Here is a 20,273-nt window from a genome sequence, read left to right on the forward strand (position 1 = left end):
ATGCGGCTGCTGATGTGGTGGACCGGCCGGGCGCTCAGCTCGGCCGCCACGCTCCTGGGCGTCTCCGTGCTGATCTTCGCCGCCGTGCGGCTGATGCCGGGCGGCTTCGCCGAGACCGTGCTCGGGCCGTTCGCCACCCCGGAGCAGAAGGCGGAGCTGGCCGCGCGTTACGGGCTCGACCAGCCGGTCTTCTTCCAGTACGGCCACTGGCTGGCCGCCGTCACGGGCGGCGACTTCGGCTTCTCCATGATCAGCCGCCAGCCGGTGGGCGCCGAGCTGCTGGCCAGGCTGCCGGTGACGGCCGAGCTGACCGTGCTCGCGGTGGCCGCGAGCGTGCTCGCCGGGGTGCCGCTCGGCGTGCTGACCGCCGTACGCGCCCGCCCCGACGGGCGCGGCGGCGCGGCGGGGCGGCTGCTCAGCGGGCTAGGGGTCAGCGTGCCCGAGTTCGTGCTGGGCAGCCTGATCGTCTTCGTCTTCTCCCGGTACGCGCTCGGCCTGCGCATCGGCTCCTGGGTGCCGCTCACCGAGGATCCGGCCGCGAACCTGGCCACGATGATCCTGCCCGCGGCCGTCCTGTCGGTGTTCGCCGTCTCGGTCACCGCCAGGACCACCCGCGACGCGGTGATGGGCGTGCTGGTCGAGCCGTACGTGACGGCCGCCGTCGCGCGCGGCGAGTCGCCGTGGTTCATCGTCAGGCACCACATCCTGCGCAACGCCGCCGCCCCCGTGGTCACGCTCATCGGCACGACCACCGCGTACCTGCTGGGCGGCGCGCTCATCGTGGAGCACGTGTTCAACCTGCCGGGCATCGGCTCCTACGTGGTGCAGGCCGTCGGCCGCCGCGACTACGCGGTCGTGCAGGCCGGGGTGCTGCTCGCCGCCGCGGTCTTCATCGTCATGAACGCGCTGATCGACCTGCTGGTCGGGGCCATCGATCCCCGGCTCGGCGTGACCGCGGGGAGGAGCTCGTGAGGAAGCTGGACCGGCTGTCCGCCGGCGGGCTGGCCTGCCTGGGGATCCTGGTGCTGTTCGCGCTCGGGTCGCTGATCGGCGCCGGGGGAGACCCGGACGCCATCGTCGGCCCCCGCCTGCAGCCGCCCGGGCCCGGCTGGTGGCTGGGCACCGACAACCTGGGCCGCTCGCTGCTGCCGCGCGTCATGGAGGGCGTCGGCACCACGCTGCTGCTGTCGTCGGTCGCCGTGCTGGTGACGGCGGCGCTCAGCGCGACGTTCGGCATCGTCGCCGGCTACCGCGGCGGCTACCTGAACGAGCTGGTGATGCGGCTGGTCGAGGTGCTCTACTCCTTCCCGGCCATCGTGCTCGCCATCCTGGTCGCCGCCGTGCTCGGCCCAGGGCAGACGGCGGCGCTGGCCAGCATCGTGCTGGTGACGATCCCGCTGATGACCAGGCTCGTGCGCGCCTCCGCCGTGGCCGTCGCGCAGCGCGACTACGTCACCTCCGCCGTCATCAGCGGCGCCCGGCTGCCGCGCGTGCTGGTCAGGCACGTGCTGCCGAACGTGGCCGGCACGATCGCCGTGCAGGGCACGTACGCGCTGTCGGTCGGCATCGCGGTCGAGGGCGGGCTGAGCTTCCTCGGCTTCGGGGTGCAGCCCCCGCAGGCGTCGCTGGGGGTGCTCATCCAGCAGGGCGGCACGTACATGATCGCCGCGCCCTGGCTGATCCTCGGCCCCGGCGTCGTGCTCGTGGCGGCCATCCTGGCGATCAACGTGGTGGGCGACGGGCTGCGCGACCGCTTCGAGCCCAGGGAGACGAGGTCACTGACATGAGCCTGCTCTCGGTACGGAACCTGGTGATCGACTACGCGCGTACGCGTGCGCTCGACGGGGCCGACCTGGAGGTGGCGCGGGGCGAGAAGGTCGGCCTGGTCGGCGAGAGCGGGTCGGGCAAGTCCACGCTCGGCTCCGCCGTGGGCCGGCTGCTGCCGGGCGCCGCCCGCCACTCGGGCGGCGAGGTGCTGCTGGCCGGTGAGCCGGTCTTCGGCCTGCCGCCCGCCCGGCTGCGGGCGCTGCGGCGGCGGCAGCTCGGGTACGTCTTCCAGGACCCGATCGGCTCGCTCGACCCGACGATGCGCGTCGGGGCCCAGCTCAGGCTGGTGCTCGGGCGGGGTGGCGACGTGCACTTCCACCTGGGCCGGGTGAAGCTGGACGATCCGCGCGTGGTGCGCGCGTACCCGCACCAGCTCTCCGGCGGCATGGCGCAGCGGGTGGCGATCGCGATCGCCATGGCCACCGCGCCGGAGCTGCTCGTCGCCGACGAGCCGACCGCCGCGCTGGACAGCCAGGTACGCGAGGAGGTGTCGGACATGGTCTTCGCGCTGGCCGCCGAGGCGGGCACGAGCATCCTGTGGCTCAGCCACGACCTGCCCGCCGTGGCCCGCCGGTGCGACCGGGTGGCCGTCATGTACGGCGGCCGCGTCGTCGAGAGCGGCCCCGCCCGCGAGGTGCTCGGCGACCCCGCCCACCCCTACACGGCGGCGCTGGCCGGCTCCGCGCCCGCCGCCGCCGCGCACGGGGTGCGTCTTGAGCCCGTGCCCGGCCGCCCGCCGGTCCTCACCGGCCCCTCCCCGGGCTGCGCCTTCGCGCCGCGCTGCGCGTTCGCGGAGAGACGCTGCGAGCACGAGCGCCCGGCGCCGGTCAGAATCCGCGCCCAGGACGTCCTGTGCCACCGGGCCGCCGAGCTCCAGGACCGCCTGACCGCTCTCAGCGAGGTGAAGGCGTGATACTCGAACTCGACGACGTCACCGTCACCTTCGCCGCCGGGCCGCCGTTCCGCCGCATCCACCTGGACGCCATGCGGCACGTCTCGCTCCACGTGGCCGAGGGCGAGACGCTCGGCCTGGTCGGCGAGTCAGGCTCGGGCAAGACCACCACCAGCAGGGTCGCGCTGGGCCTGCAGCGCCCCACGTCGGGGACGGTGCGGTTCGGCGGCGAGCCGTTCCCGAAGCGGCGGCGCGCGCTGGCCGGCCGCATGCAGGCCGTGCTCCAGCACCCGCACTGGTCGCTCAACCCGCGCATGCGGGTCGGCAGGAGCGTCGCCGAGCCCCTGGACGTGCTGGGCCGCCCGGCCGGCGACGCCGTCGCCGAGATGCTGGAGCAGGTCGGCCTGGAGGCCGGGTTCGCCGACCGCTACCCGCACGAGCTGTCCGGCGGCCAGCGGCAGCGCGTGTCGATCGCCCGCGCTCTGGTGACCAGGCCCGCGTTCATCGTCTTCGACGAGGCGGTCAGCGCGCTCGACGTCAGCGTCCAGGTGCAGATACTCAACCTCATCAAGGACCTGCAGGCCGAGTACGGCTTCAGCGCCCTGTTCATCTCCCACGACCTCGGCGCGGTCCGCTACGTCGCCGACCGGATCGCGGTCATGCGCAAGGGCGAGATCGTCGAGACAGCCGACACGGCCACCTTCTACCGGGCCCCGGCCCACGCATACTCGCAACGACTTCTGGAGGCCCTGTGACTGCAAGCCCGGCGGCGTACGAGCCCCGTCCCGCGACCCCGTCCGCGTTCGCGCCGGGCGTGCCGCGCAACGCCGACCTGCCGCTGACTCCGCAGCCCAGCCCAGGACGCGGCTCGGTGGCGTTCGGCCTGCCCGGCGTGTACGTCGGCACCGCCGAGTACGCCGAGGGCCCGACCGGCTGCACGGTGATCCACGTGCCGGCGGGCGCGCGTACGGCGGTGGACGCCCGCGGCGGCGCGGTCGGCATGAGCGGCGGCTACGACTTCAACCACGCCATCTGCCTGGCGGGCGGCTCGGTCTACGGCCTGGCCGCCGCGGCGGGCGTGAGCGACGAGCTGCTGGCCCGCCGCGAGAACCGGACGAGGTGGGACGACCTGCAGCTCGTGTCGGGCGCGGTGATCTACGACTTCTCCTGCCGCGACAACGCCGTCTACCCCGACGCCGAGCTGGGCAGGGCCGCGCTGCGCAACGCGGTCGAGTGCGCGTTCCCGGTGGGCAGGTGCGGCGCGGGCCGCACGGCGAGCGCCGGCAAGGTGGACTTCGGGCGGGCCGAGTTCGCCGGCCAGGGGGCCGCGTTCGGCACGTTCGGCGAGGCGAAGGTGCTGGTCGCGACCGTGGTGAACGCCGTCGGCGCGGTGGTGGACCGCGGGGGCCGGGTGGTGCGCGGCAACTACCACGCCGAGCTGGGCGACCGCCGCCACCCGAGCGCCGACTACGCCGAGCTGGTGGGGTCGGGGGCCGCGCCGGTGATGGGCAACACGACGCTGACCGTGATGGTGACCAACGTGCAGCTGTCGGACGTGGAGCTGCTGCAGGTCGGACGGCAGGTCCACAGCTCGATGCACCGCGCGATCCAGCCGTTCCACACGCTGACGGACGGCGACACCATGTTCGCGATGACGACCGACGAGGTCGAGCTGACCGGGATCAAGCCGACCGGCCTCGGAACGCTGGCCTCCGAGCTCGCCTGGGACGCCGTCCTGAGCGCGGCGGAGTGACGCGATGCACGTCTTTCCCCGTTACCAGGCCGATGACCCGGCACAGGTGACCGAGCTGGTCAGGCGGAACCCGTTCGCGCTGGTCGTGAGCGCGGACGGCGGCGGCGCTCCGACGGCCACCCACGTGCCCGTCATCCTGGAGGGCGACACCCTGGAGGACGGCACGCTGCTCGGCCACCTGGCCCGCGCCAACCCGCACTGGCGCTCCTGGGGCCCCGGCACCGAGGTGCTGGTGGTCTTCACGGGGCCGCACGGCTACGTCTCGCCCACCGTCTACGGCACCGACCCGGCCGTCCCGACCTGGGACTACGCGGCGGTGCACGTGACCGGCCGGGTGGAGCTGCTCGACGACGCGATGGAGGTCGTCGAGCGCACGGTGACCGCCGCGGAGTCGCTGCGCGAGCCGTCCTGGGAGCCGACGCCCGCCTCGCGGGAGAGGTTCCGCGCGCTGCTGCCCGGGGTAGTGGCCTTCCGCGTGCACGTACGGTCGGTACAGGCCATGTTCAAGCTGAGCCAGGACATCGACGCCGAACGGTACGAGCGCGTCCGCGCCGACTTCGCCGCCGACAATCCGCGGCTCGCCGATTTGATGGACAAATAATGACTTTTCCTACTTTTTCGTCCAGCCAGACCGAACCCAGGCTCCGCGGCAAGGAACTCGGCGCCCACCTGCGCAAGCGCATCGCCGCCAACTACGCCGGCTACATCGACCTGTTCGCCGTGGCCGGCGCCACCCACGCGCAGGTGCGCGCGTGGGGCGAGCGGGCACTTGACCGCAGCGCCGACTGGGCGCCGAACCTGGCGGAGGAGATGGCCGGGATCGCCGCGGGCGCCGGTCTGGAGCCGTGGCAGGTCGCCGTCGTCAACGCGCGCACGGAGATCCTGGCCGCCATCGACGCGATCGGGCACGGCGAGTGCTCGACCTCGGTGGTGCTGCCCGAGAGCGGCCCGCCGCGTACGGTGCAGACCTGGGACTGGCACGACCACCTGCGCGACGCGCCCATCCTGTGGGAGCTGGAGCCGCGCCCAGGGCACGTCGTGCGCACGTTCACCGAGGCAGGGGCGCTGGCCAAGATCGGGGTCGGCACCGCAGGGCTGGGCGTGCACTTCAACATCCTGCGCCACGAGTCCGACAGCGCCGTCCTGGGCGTGCCCGTGCACCTGATCGCCCGCCGCATCCTCGACGAGGCGGCGACCGTCGAGGAGGCCGCCGGGATCGCCCGCTCGGCCCGGGTCTCCGCCTCGACCGTCATCACGGTGGTGACGGAGTCGGACGCGGGATCCATCGAGATCTCCCCGGCCGGCGTGGCCGTCATCCCGCCGGGACCCGACGGCGTCCTGCTGCACTGCAACCACTTCCTGGACGCGGACCTCGCGGCGGGGGAGCGGCACGCCACCCAGCGGCCCGGCACCTACGACCGGTTCCGCCACCTGAGCGGCCACGTCGAGGGGCTGAGCCAGGAAGGTCAGAACGCGCGGGCGCTCGCCATGCTCAGCCACGCCCCCGCCGCCCCCGTCTGCGCGCATCCCGACCTCACCCAGCCGCTCAACCAGCGGTGGGAGACGCTCGCCACGATCGGGCTCGACCTGCCCGCCGGGCGGCTGCGGGTGCACCAGGGCGGGCCCTGCCAGGTCACCGAGGCGACCTGGCAGACGTTCTGAGCCCCTACTTGAAGGCGGCGATGCCGGTCAGCGCCTTGCCGATGACCAGCTGGTGGACCTCGGAGGTGCCCTCGTAGGTCAGCACCGACTCCAGGTTCACCGCGTGCCTGATCACCGGGTATTCGAGGGTGACGCCGTTCGCGCCGAGCAGCGTGCGGCACTTCCTGGCGATCTCCAGGGCCTCGCGCACGTTGTTCAGCTTGCCGATGCTCACCTGCTCGGGGGTGAGCGTCCCCGCCTCCTTCAGCCGGCCGAGGTGCACCGCGAGGAGCAGCCCCTTGCCCAGCTCAAGCGCCATGTCCGCGAGCTTCTCCTGGGTGAGCTGGTACGACGCCAGCGGCCTGGCGAACACCTCGCGGTCGGCCACGTACGACAGCGTCGTCTCCAGGCAGTCGAGCGCCGCCCCCATCGCCCCGAACACGATGCCGAACCTGGCCTCGTTCAGGCAGCCGAGCGGCCCCGACAGGCCGCGCGCGCCGGGCAGCATCGCGTCGGCGGGCAGGCGCGCGCCGTCGAGCACCAGCTCGCTGGTCACGCTGGCGCGCAGCGAGATCTTGTGCTTGATCTCGTTGACCGTGAAGCCGGGCGTTCCGGCCGGCACCAGGAAGCCGCGTACACCCTCGTCCGTGCGCGCCCAGACCACCGCCACGTCGGCGACCGAGCCGTTGGTGATCCACATCTTGGTGCCGTTCAGCACCCAGTCGCCGCCCTCGCGCTTGGCCGTGGCGCGCATGCCGCCCGGGTCGGAGCCGAAGTCGGGCTCGGTCAGGCCGAAGCAGCCGATGCGCTCGCCGGCCGCCATCGCGGGCAGCCACTCCTGCTTCTGCTCCTCGCTGCCGTACTTCCAGATGGCGTACATGGCGAGCGAGCCCTGCACGGAGACCAGGCTGCGCAGGCCGGAGTCGGCGGCCTCCAGCTCCAGGCAGGCGAGCCCGTACGCGACCGCGCCCATGCCGGCGCAGCCGTACCCGTCGAGGTGCATGCCGAGCACGCCGAGCGAGCCGAGCGTGCGGGCCAGCTCGCGGGCGGGCAGCTCGCCGGCCTCGAACCAGCCCGCGACGTGCGGCCGGATCTCCCGGTCGCACACGCGCCTGACCGTGCTCCTGATCTCGCGCTCCTCCTCGGCCAGCAGGGTGTCCAGGGAGAACAGGGCGGTGGGTGCGATCATGACCTCTCCGTATTTTGGATCCAATATTGAAAATCCAATATGGCATAGTTAGGGTGCGTTGACCATGGACGTTCTGAATCTCATCGCCGGCCGCTGGGTCGAGGGGGACGGCGCCGAGTTCGCCGACACCAACCCCGCACGGCCCTCCGAGGTGGTCGCGCGCGGGCGCTTCGCCTCCGTGCCCGAGGTGGAGCGGGCGGTCGCCGCCGCCCGCGACGCGGCGCCCGGCTGGGCCGCCACCCCGCACCACGAGCGCGCCGCGATCCTCACCGCCGCCGCCGCGCACGCGGACGAGCACGCCGGCGCGTGGGGCGCGGAGCTGGCCCGCGAGGAGGGCAAGACGCTGCCCGAGGCGGTGGCCGAGGTCAGGGGCGCGGCCCGCATCCTGCGCTACTACGCGGGCGAGGCCGACCGCGAGAACGGCGAGATCTTCGCCTCGCCCCGCCCCGGTGAGAACGTCCTCGTCGTCCGCCGGCCCATCGGCGTCGCCGGGCTGATCACGCCGTTCAACTTCCCGATCGCGATCCCGGCATGGAAGATCGCCCCGGCGCTCAGCCACGGCAACACCGTCGTGTGGAAGCCGTCGTCGCTGGTGCCGCTGCTGGCGTACCGGCTGGCGCAGGCGCTGACCTCCGCCGGGCTGCCCGACGGGGTGCTCAACCTCGTCCACGGCGAGGCGGAGGCCGGAGCGGTCATCGTCGATCACCCCGGTGTCGACGCCGTCTCCTTCACCGGCTCCACCGCCGTCGGCAGAGCCGTCATCGCCCGCTGCGGCGAGCTGGGCAAGCCCGTGCAGACCGAGATGGGCGGCAAGAACGCCTCCGTCGTGCTCGCCGACGCCGACCTCGACCACGCCGCCGAGCAGGTGTGTCTCGGCGCGTTCCGCTCGACCGGGCAGAAGTGCACCGCCACCTCCCGGCTCATCGTCGCCGACCAGGTGGCCGACGACCTGCTCGAACGCGTCGCCGCGCGGGCCGCTGGGCTCGTCGTCGGCGACCCGCTCGCGGCCGGCGTCGAGATGGGGCCGCTGGTCAGCTCGGCCGCCCGCGACCGGGTCACGGCCGGGGTGCGGCGGGCCGTGGACGAGGGCGCCAAGCCGCTCGCCGGGGCCGCTCCGCTCGACGGGGAGGGCTGGTTCGTGCCGCCGACCGTGCTCGACCTGCCGGGGACGGGGGTCGGCTTCTGGCGTACGGAGCTGTTCGGGCCGGTCGTCGGCGCGGTGCGCGCGGGATCGGCCGAGGAGGCGCTGGGCCTGGTCAACCTCAGCGACCACGGCCTGTCGGCGGCGCTGTTCACCCGCGACCTGGGCGCCGCGCTGCGCGCCGTGGACCGGCTGGAGGTGGGCGTGCTGCACGTCAACTCCGAGTCGGCCGGGACGTTCCCGCACGTGCCGTTCGGCGGCGCCAAGCACAGCGGGTACGGCCCCAAGGAGCAGGGCCGCGCCGCCAGGGACTTCTACACCCGCACCGTCACCGTCTATCTGGGGGCGCCGGCATGAGCGGCGCGCTGTCGGGGCTGCTGATCGCCGACTTCAGCCGGGTGCTGGCCGGTCCCTACGCCACCATGCTGCTGGCCGACCTGGGCGCCGAGGTGATCAAGGTCGAGCGGCCCGGCGCGGGGGACGACACGCGGGCCTGGGGGCCGCCGTACGCCGACGGCGAGGCCACGTACTTCCTGGGCGTCAACCGCAACAAGCGCTCGATCGCCCTCGACCTCAAGGCCGACGCCGAGGTCGCGAAGGCGCTCGCCGCCCGGGCCGACGTGCTGGTGGAGAACTTCAAGCCGGGCACCATGGACCGGCTCGGGCTCGGCCACGAGACGCTGCGCGAGCTGAACCCGGGGCTGGTCTACTGCTCGATCACCGGCTTCGGCTCCGGCGCCGGAGCGGACCTGCCCGGCTACGACCTCATCGCGCAGGCCGTCGGCGGGCTCATGAGCGTCACCGGCGAGCCGGAAGGTCCCGGCACCAAGGCGGGCGTGGCGCTGGTGGACGTGATCACCGGCCTGCACGCCGGCCTCGGCATCCTCGCCGCGCTCCGCCACCGCGACAGGACCGGCGAGGGGCAGCGCATCGAGGTGTCGCTGCTGTCGTCCCTGCTCTCGGCGCTCACGAACCACGCCTCCGCGTACGCCGCCGCCGGGGTCGTGCCGCGCGCCATGGGCAACCGGCATCCGAGCATCGTGCCGTACGAGGTGTTCCAGGCCGCCGACCGCCCGATCGTCATCGCGGCGGGCAACGACCGCCAGTTCCGCGCCCTGTGCGCCGCCCTGGACCGGCCCGGCCTCGCCGGCGACCCCCGCTACGCCACCAACGCCGGCCGCGTCGCCGCACGCGAGCCGCTCGTCGCCGCTCTGAACGCGGCGCTCGCCGAGCGTACGGCCGACGAGTGGTTCGGCCGGCTGACCGAGGCCGGCGTGCCGTGCGGCCCGATCAACGACCTGGCCGCCGCCTTCTCCCTCGCCGCCGATCTCGGCCTCGGCCCGGCCGTGGACCTCGACGGCGTCGGCCAGGTCGCGAACCCGCTGCGGCTCAGCGCCACCCCGCCCGCCTACCGCCGCAGGCCGCCGGAGCTCGGGCAGGACGAGGCGTGGGTTCGTGAGATATTGGGGCGGTGAGTCCGGAAGAGGCACGACGCAGGCCGCCCACGGCCCAGCAGTTCGTGCTGGGCGAGCTGCGGCGCGCCATCACCACCGGCAGGCTGCGCCCCGGCGCCCCCATCCGGCAGGACGCGCTCGCCGAGGAGCTCCAGGTCAGCAGGGTCCCGCTGCGCGAAGCGCTCAAGACGCTGCAGGGCGAGGGCCTCGTCACCTATGAGGCCCACCGGGGCTACTTCGTCGAGACGCTCTCCCTCGACGACCTGCGCGAGGTCTACCGCATCAGGGAGCTGCTGGAGGAGGAGGCCGTGCGCCGGGCGGTCTCCCGGCTCACCGACGCCGACCTCGCCCGGCTCGAGGCCGCTCAGGACGACGTCGAGCGGGCCGCCGCCGCGGGCGACGTGCCGGCCATGGCCACCGCCAACCGGGTGTTCCACATGACGTTGTTCGACTGCGCGGGGATGCCGCGGCTGGCCCGCCTCATCCGTACGCTGTGGGACTCGACCGACGCCTACCGGTCGATGTACTACGGCGAGCCGGGCAACCGCGAGCGCGTGATCAAGGAGCACCGCGCCACCCTCGACGCGCTGCGCCGCCGCTCCGCCGACGACGCCGTGGCCACCCTCGACGGCCACCGCGCCCACGCGGTGGCCGCGCTCGCCCCCCAGCTCGACACCAGACCACCGGGGCAGGGTCAGCGCAGGGTCACCGACGACAGCGGCCGGCCCCTGTGGTCGAGCAGCAGCGCCGGGCAGCCCGCTCCTGGTCACGCCGGCCGGTCGGCCAGGGTGAGGACGGCGTTGATCAGGTCGGGGCCGTTCAGCATGTCCAGGTCGTTGTGGCCGGCGCCGTTCATCTCCACGACGGGGGCGCCGGCGGCCTCGGCGACCGTGCGGCTCAGGCGGGCGGGGACGATCGTGTCGGCGGTGCCGTACACGACGACGACCGGCGCCCGGACCCGGCGGATCTGCTCGGCGACGGGGAAGCGGTCCCGCAGGAGGGGGCGTACCGGGAGGAAGGGGTAGTTGACCTGGCCGGCCGCCGCCAGGTCGGTGAACGGCGAGCGCAGCAGCAGCCCGTGCGGCGGGCGCTCTATGGCGAGGCGGGTCGCGACCGCCGCGCCCAGGCTCTCGCCGAAGTACACCACCCGGCGCTCGCCCAGCCAGTCGCGGGCCGCCAGCGCGTCGCGGAACAGGCCCTCCTCGTCCGGGTCGCCGGGGTTGCCGCCGTAGCCGCGGTAGTCCATGAGCAGCACCCCGAGACCGTGCGCCGCCAGCGCGCTCGCCAGCGGCGCCCGGTGCAGCCTGTTGCCCGCGTTGCCGCCCATCACCAGCACGGTCACCTCACGCCGGCCCGGCACGTGCCAGGCGGCGAGTTCGAGCCCGTCCCGGGCGGTGAACGTGACGTCACGCGCCCCCGGCACGACCGTCCCGGCCGGCGGCGGGGCGGCGCGGTCGGGCAGGTAGATCAGCCGCCGCTGGAACACCCACAGCAGGGCGATGAGCAGGACCGCCACCGCGGCGACGACCAGGGCGGCACGCACGAGCGTCGGCACGCCCCTCACGGTACGCACCCGCCCGTCGGCCCGCACCCCTCAGGTCAGACCACCACGCCGGACTGGACGACGTGGCGGATGTGCTCGGGGTCGGCGAGGACGCCGATGTCCTCCAGCGGGTCGCCGTCGAGCACCAGCAGGTCGGCGTGCGCGCCCACCGCGAGCGTGCCGAGCTCGCCGGTCAGCCCGACCAGCTCCGCCGCCCCCGTGGTGGCCGCGCGCAGCACGTCGAGGGGCGACTGCACCTCGGCCCGCAGCCGGAACTCCTGGTTCTGGTGCCGGTGCATGCCGCCGAGCAGGTCCGTCCCGTACGCCAGCCGCACCCCGCCACGCGCGGCCCGTTCCAGCGCGACGATGCCGGCTTCGAGCACCTCGTCCACCTTGCGCCAGCTGCTCTCCGGCAGCCCGAAGTCGCGGCCCTCCTCCTTCAGCGCCCAGTAGGTCACCAGCGTCGGCACGAGGAACGCGTCGTGCCGCAGGAACAGCTCCACGCTGGAGTCGTCGATGAGGTTGCCGTGCTCGATGGAGCGCACCCCGGCCTCCAGCGCCCGGTTGACGGCGCGGGCGGTGTAGGCGTGGGCGGCGACGTACCGGTTGGCGGCCTCGGCCTCCTCGACCACGGCGCGCAGCTCCTCCATGGAGTACTGGGTCGAGTCGATGCGGTCGGTGGGGGAGGCGACGCCGCCCGAGGCCATCACCTTGATGTGGTGGGCGCCCTTGCGCAGCTCGTCGCGGGCTGCGGCACGCACGGCGTCCACCCCGTCGGCCACCCGCCCGACGCCCGCGCAGCACGGATGGTCGTCGGTGAGGTGCTCGCCCCGGCCCCGGAAGTCGGCGTGGCCGCCGGTCTGGCTCAGCCCCTTGCCGCAGAACAGCAGCCGCGGCCCCCGGATGAGCCCCTCGGCCTGCGCGTCGGCCAGGCCGAAGTCGGCGCCGGACGCGTCGCGCACGGTGGTGAAGCCGCGGCTCAGCATGTCGCCCATGATGCGGGCGGTGTGCGCGGTGACGTACGACGGGGGCTTCGAGCGCAGCGAGCCGAGGTCCGCGCTGGAGGCGGTGACGTGCACGTGCGCGTCGATCAGGCCGGGCACGACCCGCGCGCCGGCCACGTCGATCACCCGCGTGCCGTCGGGCGCGCCGAGCTCGTGCCCGGTCTCGGCGATCCGGCCGTCGGCGCAGCGCAGGTCGGCCTCCGCGTACGCGCCGGTCTCGACGTCGAGCAGCAGCGCGTTGCGCAGCAGCAGGCTCATGCGGCACCTCCGAACGTGAACTCCTTGGCGATCGCCTGGGCGGCGGCCACCGATGCGTCGTCGTAGGCGCCCTCGGCGTCGAGGATGTTGAGCACGCCGGCGACCTCGCCGTCCCGGCCGAGCACGGGCACGTTGATGATCGAGCCGCAGCCGAGGCTCTCGATCAGCTCGTGGTCGGCGAAGATCTCCCGTACGGCGGCCTTGTCGCGGCCGAAGTACGGCTCCCGCCCCTCGATGCACGTGCTCAGCCACTGCTGGGCCACCTCGACGGTCTTCTCGCCGCCCACGGGGTACTCGGCCGGGTGGCTGCTGTGCACGCGGCGCAGGGCCCGGCGTTCCGGCACCCAGGCGAGGACGGTGAACAGCCGCACGCCCACCTCCTCGCGGACCCGCCGCTCCAGCTCGTCCAGGTCGTTCACTTGGTCGCCTCCTCGGTGGTGGATCCGGTGGTGGATTCGGTCAGCTCTTCCAGCGATCGGCCCGCGGTGGCCAGGCCGAACACCATCACGCAGATCACGCCGGCCGCCAGCACCGCCGTGGTCAGGCCGAACACCCCGGCGAAGCCGAGGCTCGCGGCCGACCAGCCGATGATCGCCGGGGCCATGATGCTGCCGACCCGGCCGAACGCGCTGGACAGGCCGGTGCCGGTCGCGCGGATCCAGGTCGGGAAGACCTCGGGGGTGTAGGAGTAGACGCCGGCGTACGTGCCGTTCAGGAAGAACGACAGCACCGCGCCCGCGAGCGTGATCGTGACGGGCGAGTCCATCTGCGACAGCCAGAACGCGCTGACCGCCGAGCCCGCGAGGTAGATGGCGATGGTGTTCTTGCGGTCCAGCCGCTCCGACAGCCAGGCCGCGGAGAAGTAGCCGGGGATCTGCGCCAGATAGATGATGATCGAGAATTCGAAGCTCTTGGTGACGGTGATGCCGCGCTGCACGAGCAGCGTGGGGATCCAGGAGAAGAACCCGTAGTACGAGAACGTGATCACGAACCAGATCAGCCAGATGACCGCCGTGCGCCTGGCCATGGCCCTGCTCCACAGGAAGCGCAGGGCGCTGAGCAGGTTCACCTTGGGGGTCTGCGCGGCCGGCGCGGTCGCGGACTCGGGCACCGGCGGGAGCGGCGCTCCGGTGGCGCGCTCGACGCGGCGCTCCAGGTCGGCGACCACCTGCTCGGCCTCGCCCGTACGGCCCTGCTGGAGCAGGTACCTGGGCGACTCGGGCAGCGAGCGGCGCCACCACAGCAGCATGAGGATCGGCAGCGCGGTGATGACCTGCGCGATCCGCCAGCCCTCGTCGAACGTCGGCACCACGAACCGGCCGATCAGCGCCGCCGCCACGAAGCCGAACGAGAAGAACCCGGACAGCGCGCCGACGAACCAGCCGCGCCGATTGGCCGGCACGAACTCCGCCAGGAACGGCGCGATGATCGCGCTCTCGGCGCCGGCGCCGGCTCCGGCCAGCACGCGGGCGCCCAGGAACACCTCATAGTTGGGGGCGAACGCGGCGATCACCGAGAAGACGGCGTAGAAGGCGAGCGCGTACATCATGACCTTCTTGCGCCCGATCCGGTCGCCCAGCAGCCCGGCCGCCGTCGCGCCGAACAGGAACCCGAACGGCGTCGCCGACCCGATGATGCCGAGCTGGCCGTTCGACAGGTCCCAGGCCTCCTGGGCGCTCGGCAGCAGGAAGGCGACGACGGCGGAGTCCATGCCGTCGAAGGTGTAGCCGAGACCGCCGATCAGGAGGAGGAGATAGTGGGGACGGCTCAGCGGGAGCCGGTCCAGACGGGCCAACAAGGTCATCGAACACACCTTTCCCCAGGTAGTGGCCCTGCAGGTCGAATGCGAAGCAACATATAGTGCGTTTCGCTAAAATTGCAATGTTCTTTGCAAATCTGGCTCGACTGGAGCACGTAGCATGTTCCCCGCCGGATGCCCGCGCAGGGCTTCAGAAAGCCGGGCGAGGAGAGGGATGACGGGCACCGACAGCTTCGAGGAATGGCTGCGCGACCGGCTGCCGGCGCGCGGGCTGCGCGGCAAGTCGGCCGCCCTGCTCGAAGTGCTGCTCTCCCAGCCGCGCCGGGCCTCGTTCGGGTCGGCGCAGGAGCTGGCCCAGCTCGCCGGGGTCAACGTGGCCACCGTCACCCGTACGGCGCAGGCCCTCGGCTTCGCCGGCTGGCCCGCCCTCCAGCAGGAGCTGCGCGCCCGCTACCTGTCCTCGCTCAGCGCCGGCCAGGTCGCCGCCGAGCACCGGGGCAGCGGCTCGCCCAGCGCCCGCTCGCTGCGCCGCGACCTCGACAGCCTGGCCCTGCTCAACCGCCGTCTCGACGAGCGCGTGCTGGTGACCATCGCCGAGGCCGTCGCGGCGGCCCGGCGTACGGTGATCGTCGCCGACGGCAGCTACGCCGCCGTCGGCATCGCCCTCGCCCACAACGCCCGCCTGGCCGGCTACCCGGTCACCGCCGTCACCGGGGGAGACGCGGAGCTGGCCAACACCATGGCCGCCAGCGCCGCGGGCGACGTCCTGATCGCGATCAGCTTCTGGCGCCTGTACGAGAGCACCGTCCTGGCCGCCAACGAGGCCCGGGCGCGCGGCGTACGCGTCTTCGCCGTCACCGACGCCGCCAGCCCCGCCCTGGCGGGGGCCGCCGAGGAGGTCGTCATGGTGCCGGCGGAGGGAGAGGCGTTCTTCCCTTCGCTGACGGCCGGCATCGCCGTCGCCCAGGCCCTGGTCACCCAGCTCGCCGCCGTGGACCCGGCGCGTACGGGGGCCTCCATCGAGGCGGCGGAGGCCATGTGGGCGAAGTTCTCCCTCCTCCACCGCCGCCCCAGCACCCCCTCGGGGGACCGCTGACCTACGGGCGTGTCACAACCAGCTGGCCCGCACGCTGGTGGCCACCTCGGCACCTTCGGGCACGGGTGCGGACCGGGTGACGTCGAGCAGCCGCGCCACCGTCTCCACGATCTCCGGCGCCCGATCGCGCAACCCCACCACGTCGGCCTCCGACACCGTGTCGCGAGGCTCGCCGGCCTTGTCCAGCACGTCTTCGAGGTCCGACAGCCGCAGCAGCAGCCATTTCAGCGGCTCCTGCGACAGCCCTTTGTCGAACACCCGCTGCCCCGGCTCCCAGCCGTCCACGCCGGGATGGTGATGCGTGCGATCGAAGCTGCCCGGCTTCCCCGAGACCGACTCCAGCAGGTCCACCCGCCAGATCGGCCGGTCGACGGTGATCGGCCGGGCCGAATAGATCGACCCCTTCAGCTCACCCGTCTCCAGCCGGCGCAGCTCCAGCCGCACGCCGCGCTCGGCCCCCTCCTGCCCCTTCATGGGGTGGGGATCGACGAAGAAGATGTCGCTGACGGCCACGCCGATGCGATCGAAGCCGAAGAGGTAGAGCACGGAAGACCACGTCCTTCGCCGGGTGTGTGGGGCACCGTCTGCTCCTTCAACGTAACACCCCATACCGGGCGATCAAGGGCGGTTGGTAACGCGATGGGCGATTCGCTGGATGACCTTAGGAGTACGTCCCGCCACTGACCGTCACCACGGAGCAAGATCAAGCAGGTTCACGGTCCCTCGGGGCGGGCAAGCTGACGCTCGCGGAAGGGCCGACCGGGCAGGTGCCGCACCGCAAGGAGTCAGCGGGGCGGCAGGTGCTCGTGGGCCCACTGGGAGATCTGCTCCAGGGCCGGCATGAGCGCCTGGCCGGCCTCGGTCAGCTCGTACGACACCGTGACCGGCGGCCCCTCGTCGACCTTGCGGACGATCAGCCCGTCCTTGGTCAGCGCGGACAGCCGGTCGGACAGCACCGAGTCGCTGACTCCTTCGATGGCCCGTGACAGCTCGCGGAACCCGGCGGGCCCCATGCGCAAGCTGGCCAGCACGACGCCGACCCAGCGCTTGCCGAGCAGGGTGAAGGCGCGGGTGAGCGCCTCGTCGCGGCGCATGCAGGCTTCCACGGCGTGAGGTGTCGGTGCCGGCATGCCTCAAAACTAGCAGAAAAACTGCCGCTTTGATTTTCGTAGTGGGTATGGATAACGTAGCTGCATCTCGATACCTAGCGAGGAGATGTGTGATGAGTCAGACCCCCGCGGGCACCCGCCCGTCCGTCGTGGTGCTCGGTGGCGGCTACGGCGGCCACAAGGTGGCCAAGCTGCTCGACGACGTCGCCGACGTGACGCTCGTGGACCCGTCCGACGCCTTCGTGCACAACGTGGCCGCCTGGCGCGCGCTGGTGGAGCCCGAGTGGCTCGACCGGATCTTCCTGCCCTACCGGCGGCTGCTTGAGCACGGCCGGTTCCTGCGTGACAGCGCGGTGGCGGTGGACGGCCGCCGCGTGACGCTGGCCTCGGGGGCCACGCTGGAGCCCGACTACCTGGTGCTGGCCACCGGGTCGGCTCACGCGTTCCCCGCCAAGATGGACACCCCGGACTCGGACCTGGCCAAGGCCCAGGTGCGGGCCGCGCACGACGCGCTCAGGCAGGCGGGACGGGTGCTGCTGGTCGGCGCCGGGCCGGTGGGCCTGGAGCTGGCGGGGGAGATCAAGGCGGCCTTCCCCGGCAAGCACGTCACGCTGGCCGACGTGTCCGACGACATCCTGCCCGGCCCGTTCGAGCCGTCGCTGCGGGACGAGCTGCGCCGCCAGCTCGCCGAGATGGGAGTCGAGCTCAAACTCGGCAGCCCGCTCGTGGAGCTGCCTGCCGCCGAGCCCGCCACGGTGGCGCCCATCGCGATCGCGACCGAGTCGGGGGACAAGCTGGTCGCCGACATGTGGTTCCGCTGCTTCGGCGTGCGGCTGCGGACCGGCTACCTGCGCGGCGAACTGGCCGACGCCCTCGACGAGCGCGGATACGTCCAGGTGGACGAGCTGCTGCGGGTACGCGGGCAGGAGCGGGTGTTCGCGATCGGCGACATCTCCGACGCCGACCGCGACATGGCCGGGCTCGCCGGCCGGCAGGGCGAACTGCTGGCCGCCAACCTGCGCGCGATCATCACCGGCGAGGGAGAGCCGGCCCCGTACGAGCGGCAGCCGCCGGTCATCCTCGTCCCGCTCGGCCCGGAAGGCGGCGCGGGCCAGCTACCCGGTCAGGGCGTGGTCGGCGCCGGCGCCGCCGCCGAGATCAAGGGCCGCGACATGCTCGTCGCCTACGCGAGCGGGGCCTTCGACGTCCAGGACACCACCGCCTGAGCCGGTCATGGCTCGACGAGGCCGGCGCGGATGGCGTAGCGGGTGAGTTCGAGCCGGTCGCGCATGCCCAGCTTCTGCAGGATGTTCGCCCGGTGCCGATCGACCGTCTTCACGCTGATGACCAGCGTCTCCGCGATCTCCTTCGCGGAGTTGCCCTCCGCGATCAGCTTGACGATCTCCTCCTCCCGCGGCGTCAGGATGCTGTCGGGGATGCGCTCACCCTCCCTGTCGCGCTGCAGGTAGTCGCGGATCAGCGCGGTGACCGCCCCCGGATAGAGGAACGGCTCGCCCCGCATGGTGGCCCGGCACGCCTCCAGCAGGTCCTGGTCGGCGACGGACTTGAGCACGTAGCCGGACGCCCCGACCTTGAGCGACTCGAAGAAGTACTGCTCGTTGTCGTACATCGACAGGATCAGGATGCGGATGCCGGGCGCCCGGCGGGAGATCTCCCTGGCCGCCTGCAGCCCGGTCATGCGAGGCATCGCGATGTCGAGGATGGCGAGGTCCGCCTCGCTCTCGTCGGCCGCCGCCACCGCCTCGGCGCCGTCGGCGGCCTCGGCGACCACCTCGAGGTCGGGCTCGGCGTCGAGGATCAGGCGCAGCCCCCGCCGTACGAGGGCGTGGTCGTCGGCCAGCAGGATCCGGGTCTTGTTCACGAGGGTGCGCTCCGATTCGCGGGATCCGGGATGTCCAGGCGCACGCACGTGCCCACGCCTGGCGGGGAGTCGACGCTCAGCCGGGCGCCGATCAGCAGGGCGCGCTCGCGCATGCCGCGGATCCCGGCGCCGTCCTGGCGCGCGCCGCCCTGCCCGTCGTCGGCGATCCGCAGCACGAGCCGGCCGTCCTCGGCCTGCAGCGACAGCTCGGCGTGCTCGGCGTGGGCGTGCCTGGCGATGTTGGTCAGGCTCTCCTGGGCGATCCGGTACAGCACCAGCTCGACGTCGGGGCCGAGCTGCGGCAGGTCGGGCTGGACGGAGCGCAGAACCTTCACGCCGCTCATCTGCGACACGTCCGCGGCCAGGGCGTTGAGCGCGCTGTGCAGCCCGAGGTCCTCCAGGACGCCAGGACGCAGCCGGCGGGCGACCTGGCGGACCTCGTCGAGGCTCGCGCGCACGGTCTCCTGCACGCCGTGCAGCTCCTCCCGCAGGTCGGCGGGCGCGCGGTCCACCACCCGCTTCAGCCCGAGCAGCACCACGGTCAGGCTCTGGCCGATCTCGTCGTGCAGCTCGCGGGCGATGCGCCGCCGCTCGCCCTCCTGCGCCGCGAGGGCGTGCGCGCTGCTCGCGCTGCGCTCGGCCTCCAGCCGGTCGAGCATCGCGTTGAACGTCTCGATCAGGTGGGTCAGGTCGCTGTTGCCTCCGTCGGACAGGCGGTCACCGGTGCGCAGCAGGTCGACCCGCTGCATGAGGGCCGTCAACGCGTCGAGCGGCGCCAGGCTGCGGCGCAGCAGCAGCGCGTTCGCCCCCAGCATCACGGCCAGCCCGATCAGCAGCACCGGCACCTCGGCCAGCACGATCGGTGAGGAAATGGTGGCGGGGGAGAACGCCAGCACCAGCGTGCCTATCGTGAAGACCAGCCCGTTGATCAGCACCAGCCGCCGGAACAGCGCCTGAGCCGGAGTGCGCGGCAGGTGCACCGCCCGCTGCGCCGCCCCGCCGGCCACGCGGTCGTCCATGTCATCAGCCTCTTCGTCCAGGTGCGTCGTCGTCCATCAGGGCTGACCCCCATCCCGTGCCCACGTCTCCATGGTGTATCCCCACGGAGATGGGTGACGGACCCGATGGCCGGCGAACCCTGTCCGCCGCGAGACTTGAGCGGAGCCGGATGGGAGAGATAGCGGATGTCATGCATGCCAGCGATATCGCCGTAAGCCTGCCCACGGTCACCGCCGACGACCCCGTCACCAAGGCGGTCCGCCTCATGGCCCTGGGCCGCATGCCCGGCCTGATCGTGGTGGACGGGCGGGGGCGGCCCGCCAGCGTCCTGCCGGGGACGCAGGTGCTGCGGCTGGCGGTGCCGGGGGCGTACCAGGAGGACCCGGCGCTGTGCCGGACGATCGACGAGGCCCACGCCGACGTGTTCTGGGGGGAACTGGGCGAGCGGACGGTCGGTGACTGCCTGCCCCGGCACCCGGTCACCCCGGCGACCGTCCGCATGGAGGCGACGCTGCTGGAGGTGGCCGCGCTGATGGCGCGGCTGCGCAGCCCGATCGTCGCCGTCGTCGGCCGCGACGGCGTGCTCGCCGGCGCCATCACCCTCGAACGGCTGCTCACCAGTCTGGCCCTGGCCCCCGACGACTGACAGAACCAGGCCCGCCGGGCGTGTGCCGCGCGGCCACGCCCCGACCTTCCGGGCGCGGGCCGCCGGCACCGCCGCGGCGG

At 73.1% G+C, this 20,273-nt stretch carries 21 protein-coding genes and 1 pseudogene; 13 read left to right on the forward strand and 9 right to left on the reverse strand.

What is annotated here, in order from left to right:
* Genes ABZW11_RS19560 through ABZW11_RS19590 form a run of 7 tightly spaced genes read left to right on the forward strand, consistent with a single transcriptional unit; the run spans nt 1 to nt 6,134 of the window.
* Complete coding sequence (locus ABZW11_RS19560; protein ID WP_355419103.1) at nt 1–972, forward strand: ABC transporter permease; 972 nt, start codon at nt 1–3, stop codon at nt 970–972.
* Entirely contained in the window at nt 969–1,787 is an 819-nt protein-coding gene (locus tag ABZW11_RS19565; protein WP_355418902.1) for an ABC transporter permease, read from the forward strand. The genes ABZW11_RS19560 and ABZW11_RS19565 overlap by 4 nt, the downstream gene beginning before the upstream one ends.
* Nucleotides 1,784–2,740 (forward strand): ABC transporter ATP-binding protein, encoded by a 957-nt coding sequence (locus tag ABZW11_RS19570; RefSeq protein WP_355418904.1) that lies wholly within the window; start codon nt 1,784–1,786, stop codon nt 2,738–2,740. Before ABZW11_RS19565 ends, ABZW11_RS19570 begins: the two co-directional genes overlap by 4 nt.
* Entirely contained in the window at nt 2,737–3,474 is a 738-nt protein-coding gene (locus ABZW11_RS19575) for an ABC transporter ATP-binding protein (protein WP_355418906.1), read from the forward strand. The genes ABZW11_RS19570 and ABZW11_RS19575 overlap by 4 nt, the downstream gene beginning before the upstream one ends.
* The gene (locus ABZW11_RS19580) at nt 3,471–4,472 is read left to right on the forward strand and encodes a P1 family peptidase (protein WP_355418908.1); all 1,002 of its coding nucleotides are present in this window, start codon (nt 3,471–3,473) and stop codon (nt 4,470–4,472) included. The genes ABZW11_RS19575 and ABZW11_RS19580 overlap by 4 nt, the downstream gene beginning before the upstream one ends.
* A gap of 4 nt (nt 4,473–4,476) precedes the next feature.
* Nucleotides 4,477–5,073, forward strand: a complete 597-nt coding sequence (locus ABZW11_RS19585) for an FMN-binding negative transcriptional regulator (protein WP_355418909.1) — start codon at nt 4,477–4,479, stop codon at nt 5,071–5,073.
* Nucleotides 5,073–6,134: a C45 family peptidase gene (locus ABZW11_RS19590; RefSeq protein ID WP_355418911.1), complete on the forward strand. Its 1,062-nt coding sequence runs from the start codon at nt 5,073–5,075 to the stop codon at nt 6,132–6,134. Before ABZW11_RS19585 ends, ABZW11_RS19590 begins: the two co-directional genes overlap by 1 nt.
* Before the next feature lie 4 nt (nt 6,135–6,138).
* Here ABZW11_RS19590 and ABZW11_RS19595 read toward each other — a convergent pair whose 3' ends face one another.
* Nucleotides 6,139–7,302 carry an acyl-CoA dehydrogenase family protein gene (locus ABZW11_RS19595; protein WP_355418913.1) on the reverse strand — a complete coding sequence of 388 codons (1,164 nt, stop codon included), beginning with the start codon at nt 7,300–7,302 and terminating at the stop codon, nt 6,139–6,141.
* A gap of 64 nt (nt 7,303–7,366) precedes the next feature.
* Here ABZW11_RS19595 and ABZW11_RS19600 point away from each other — a divergent pair, with 64 nt between their 5' ends.
* The 3 genes and pseudogenes from ABZW11_RS19600 to ABZW11_RS19610 form a co-directional block, all read left to right on the forward strand.
* On the forward strand, nt 7,367–8,800 hold the full coding sequence (locus ABZW11_RS19600) for an aldehyde dehydrogenase family protein (protein ID WP_355418915.1): 1,434 nt from the start codon (nt 7,367–7,369) through the stop codon (nt 8,798–8,800).
* The gene (locus tag ABZW11_RS19605) at nt 8,797–9,918 is read left to right on the forward strand and encodes a CoA transferase (RefSeq protein ID WP_355418917.1); all 1,122 of its coding nucleotides are present in this window, start codon (nt 8,797–8,799) and stop codon (nt 9,916–9,918) included. The genes ABZW11_RS19600 and ABZW11_RS19605 overlap by 4 nt, the downstream gene beginning before the upstream one ends.
* A gap of 44 nt (nt 9,919–9,962) precedes the next feature.
* Nucleotides 9,963–10,520: pseudogene (locus tag ABZW11_RS19610) on the forward strand (GntR family transcriptional regulator); the annotation flags it as partial.
* A 143-nt stretch (nt 10,521–10,663) separates the two neighbouring features.
* Here ABZW11_RS19610 and ABZW11_RS19615 read toward each other — a convergent pair.
* Genes ABZW11_RS19615 through ABZW11_RS19630 form a run of 4 tightly spaced genes read right to left on the reverse strand, consistent with a single transcriptional unit; the run spans nt 10,664 to nt 14,506 of the window.
* Nucleotides 10,664–11,452 carry an alpha/beta fold hydrolase gene (locus ABZW11_RS19615; RefSeq protein ID WP_355418919.1) on the reverse strand — a complete coding sequence of 263 codons (789 nt, stop codon included), beginning with the start codon at nt 11,450–11,452 and terminating at the stop codon, nt 10,664–10,666.
* 44 nt (nt 11,453–11,496) lie between these two features.
* Nucleotides 11,497–12,702: an amidohydrolase family protein gene (locus ABZW11_RS19620; RefSeq protein ID WP_355418921.1), complete on the reverse strand. Its 1,206-nt coding sequence runs from the start codon at nt 12,700–12,702 to the stop codon at nt 11,497–11,499.
* Nucleotides 12,699–13,121, reverse strand: coding sequence for a GAF domain-containing protein (locus ABZW11_RS19625; RefSeq protein ID WP_355418923.1), 423 nt, complete (start codon nt 13,119–13,121; stop codon nt 12,699–12,701). Before ABZW11_RS19625 ends, ABZW11_RS19620 begins: the two co-directional genes overlap by 4 nt.
* The gene (locus tag ABZW11_RS19630) at nt 13,118–14,506 is read right to left on the reverse strand and encodes an MFS transporter (RefSeq protein WP_355418925.1); all 1,389 of its coding nucleotides are present in this window, start codon (nt 14,504–14,506) and stop codon (nt 13,118–13,120) included. The genes ABZW11_RS19625 and ABZW11_RS19630 overlap by 4 nt, the downstream gene beginning before the upstream one ends.
* A 169-nt stretch (nt 14,507–14,675) precedes the next feature.
* Between ABZW11_RS19630 and ABZW11_RS19635 the strand changes: the two genes are divergently transcribed.
* Nucleotides 14,676–15,557, forward strand: coding sequence for a MurR/RpiR family transcriptional regulator (locus ABZW11_RS19635; protein WP_355418927.1), 882 nt, complete (start codon nt 14,676–14,678; stop codon nt 15,555–15,557).
* 12 nt (nt 15,558–15,569) lie between these two features.
* On the opposite strand, the gene ABZW11_RS19640 is transcribed toward ABZW11_RS19635, so the two are convergent.
* Both ABZW11_RS19640 and ABZW11_RS19645 read right to left on the reverse strand, forming a co-directional pair.
* The gene (locus ABZW11_RS19640; protein ID WP_345399917.1) at nt 15,570–16,103 is read right to left on the reverse strand and encodes a hypothetical protein; all 534 of its coding nucleotides are present in this window, start codon (nt 16,101–16,103) and stop codon (nt 15,570–15,572) included.
* A gap of 239 nt (nt 16,104–16,342) precedes the next feature.
* A complete protein-coding gene (locus tag ABZW11_RS19645) occupies nt 16,343–16,651 on the reverse strand; it encodes a helix-turn-helix domain-containing protein (protein ID WP_355418929.1) in 309 nt (102 codons plus the stop codon).
* 128 nt (nt 16,652–16,779) lie between these two features.
* Here ABZW11_RS19645 and ABZW11_RS19650 point away from each other — a divergent pair, with 128 nt between their 5' ends.
* Entirely contained in the window at nt 16,780–17,892 is a 1,113-nt protein-coding gene (locus ABZW11_RS19650; protein WP_355418931.1) for an FAD-dependent oxidoreductase, read from the forward strand.
* A gap of 5 nt (nt 17,893–17,897) precedes the next feature.
* Here ABZW11_RS19650 and ABZW11_RS19655 read toward each other — a convergent pair whose 3' ends face one another.
* Both ABZW11_RS19655 and ABZW11_RS19660 read right to left on the reverse strand, forming a co-directional pair.
* Complete coding sequence (locus tag ABZW11_RS19655; protein WP_355418933.1) at nt 17,898–18,548, reverse strand: response regulator transcription factor; 651 nt, start codon at nt 18,546–18,548, stop codon at nt 17,898–17,900.
* Nucleotides 18,545–19,567, reverse strand: a complete 1,023-nt coding sequence (locus ABZW11_RS19660) for a histidine kinase (protein WP_355418935.1) — start codon at nt 19,565–19,567, stop codon at nt 18,545–18,547. Before ABZW11_RS19660 ends, ABZW11_RS19655 begins: the two co-directional genes overlap by 4 nt.
* 170 nt (nt 19,568–19,737) lie before the next feature.
* On the opposite strand from ABZW11_RS19660, the gene ABZW11_RS19665 reads away from it, so the two are divergent.
* On the forward strand, nt 19,738–20,193 hold the full coding sequence (locus ABZW11_RS19665) for a CBS domain-containing protein (RefSeq protein ID WP_355418937.1): 456 nt from the start codon (nt 19,738–19,740) through the stop codon (nt 20,191–20,193).
* Nucleotides 20,194–20,273: the final 80 nt, after the last annotated feature.

It is taken from the genome of Nonomuraea sp. NPDC004580 (genome assembly GCF_040609855.1).
GTDB classification, from domain to species: domain Bacteria; phylum Actinomycetota; class Actinomycetes; order Streptosporangiales; family Streptosporangiaceae; genus Nonomuraea; species Nonomuraea salmonea.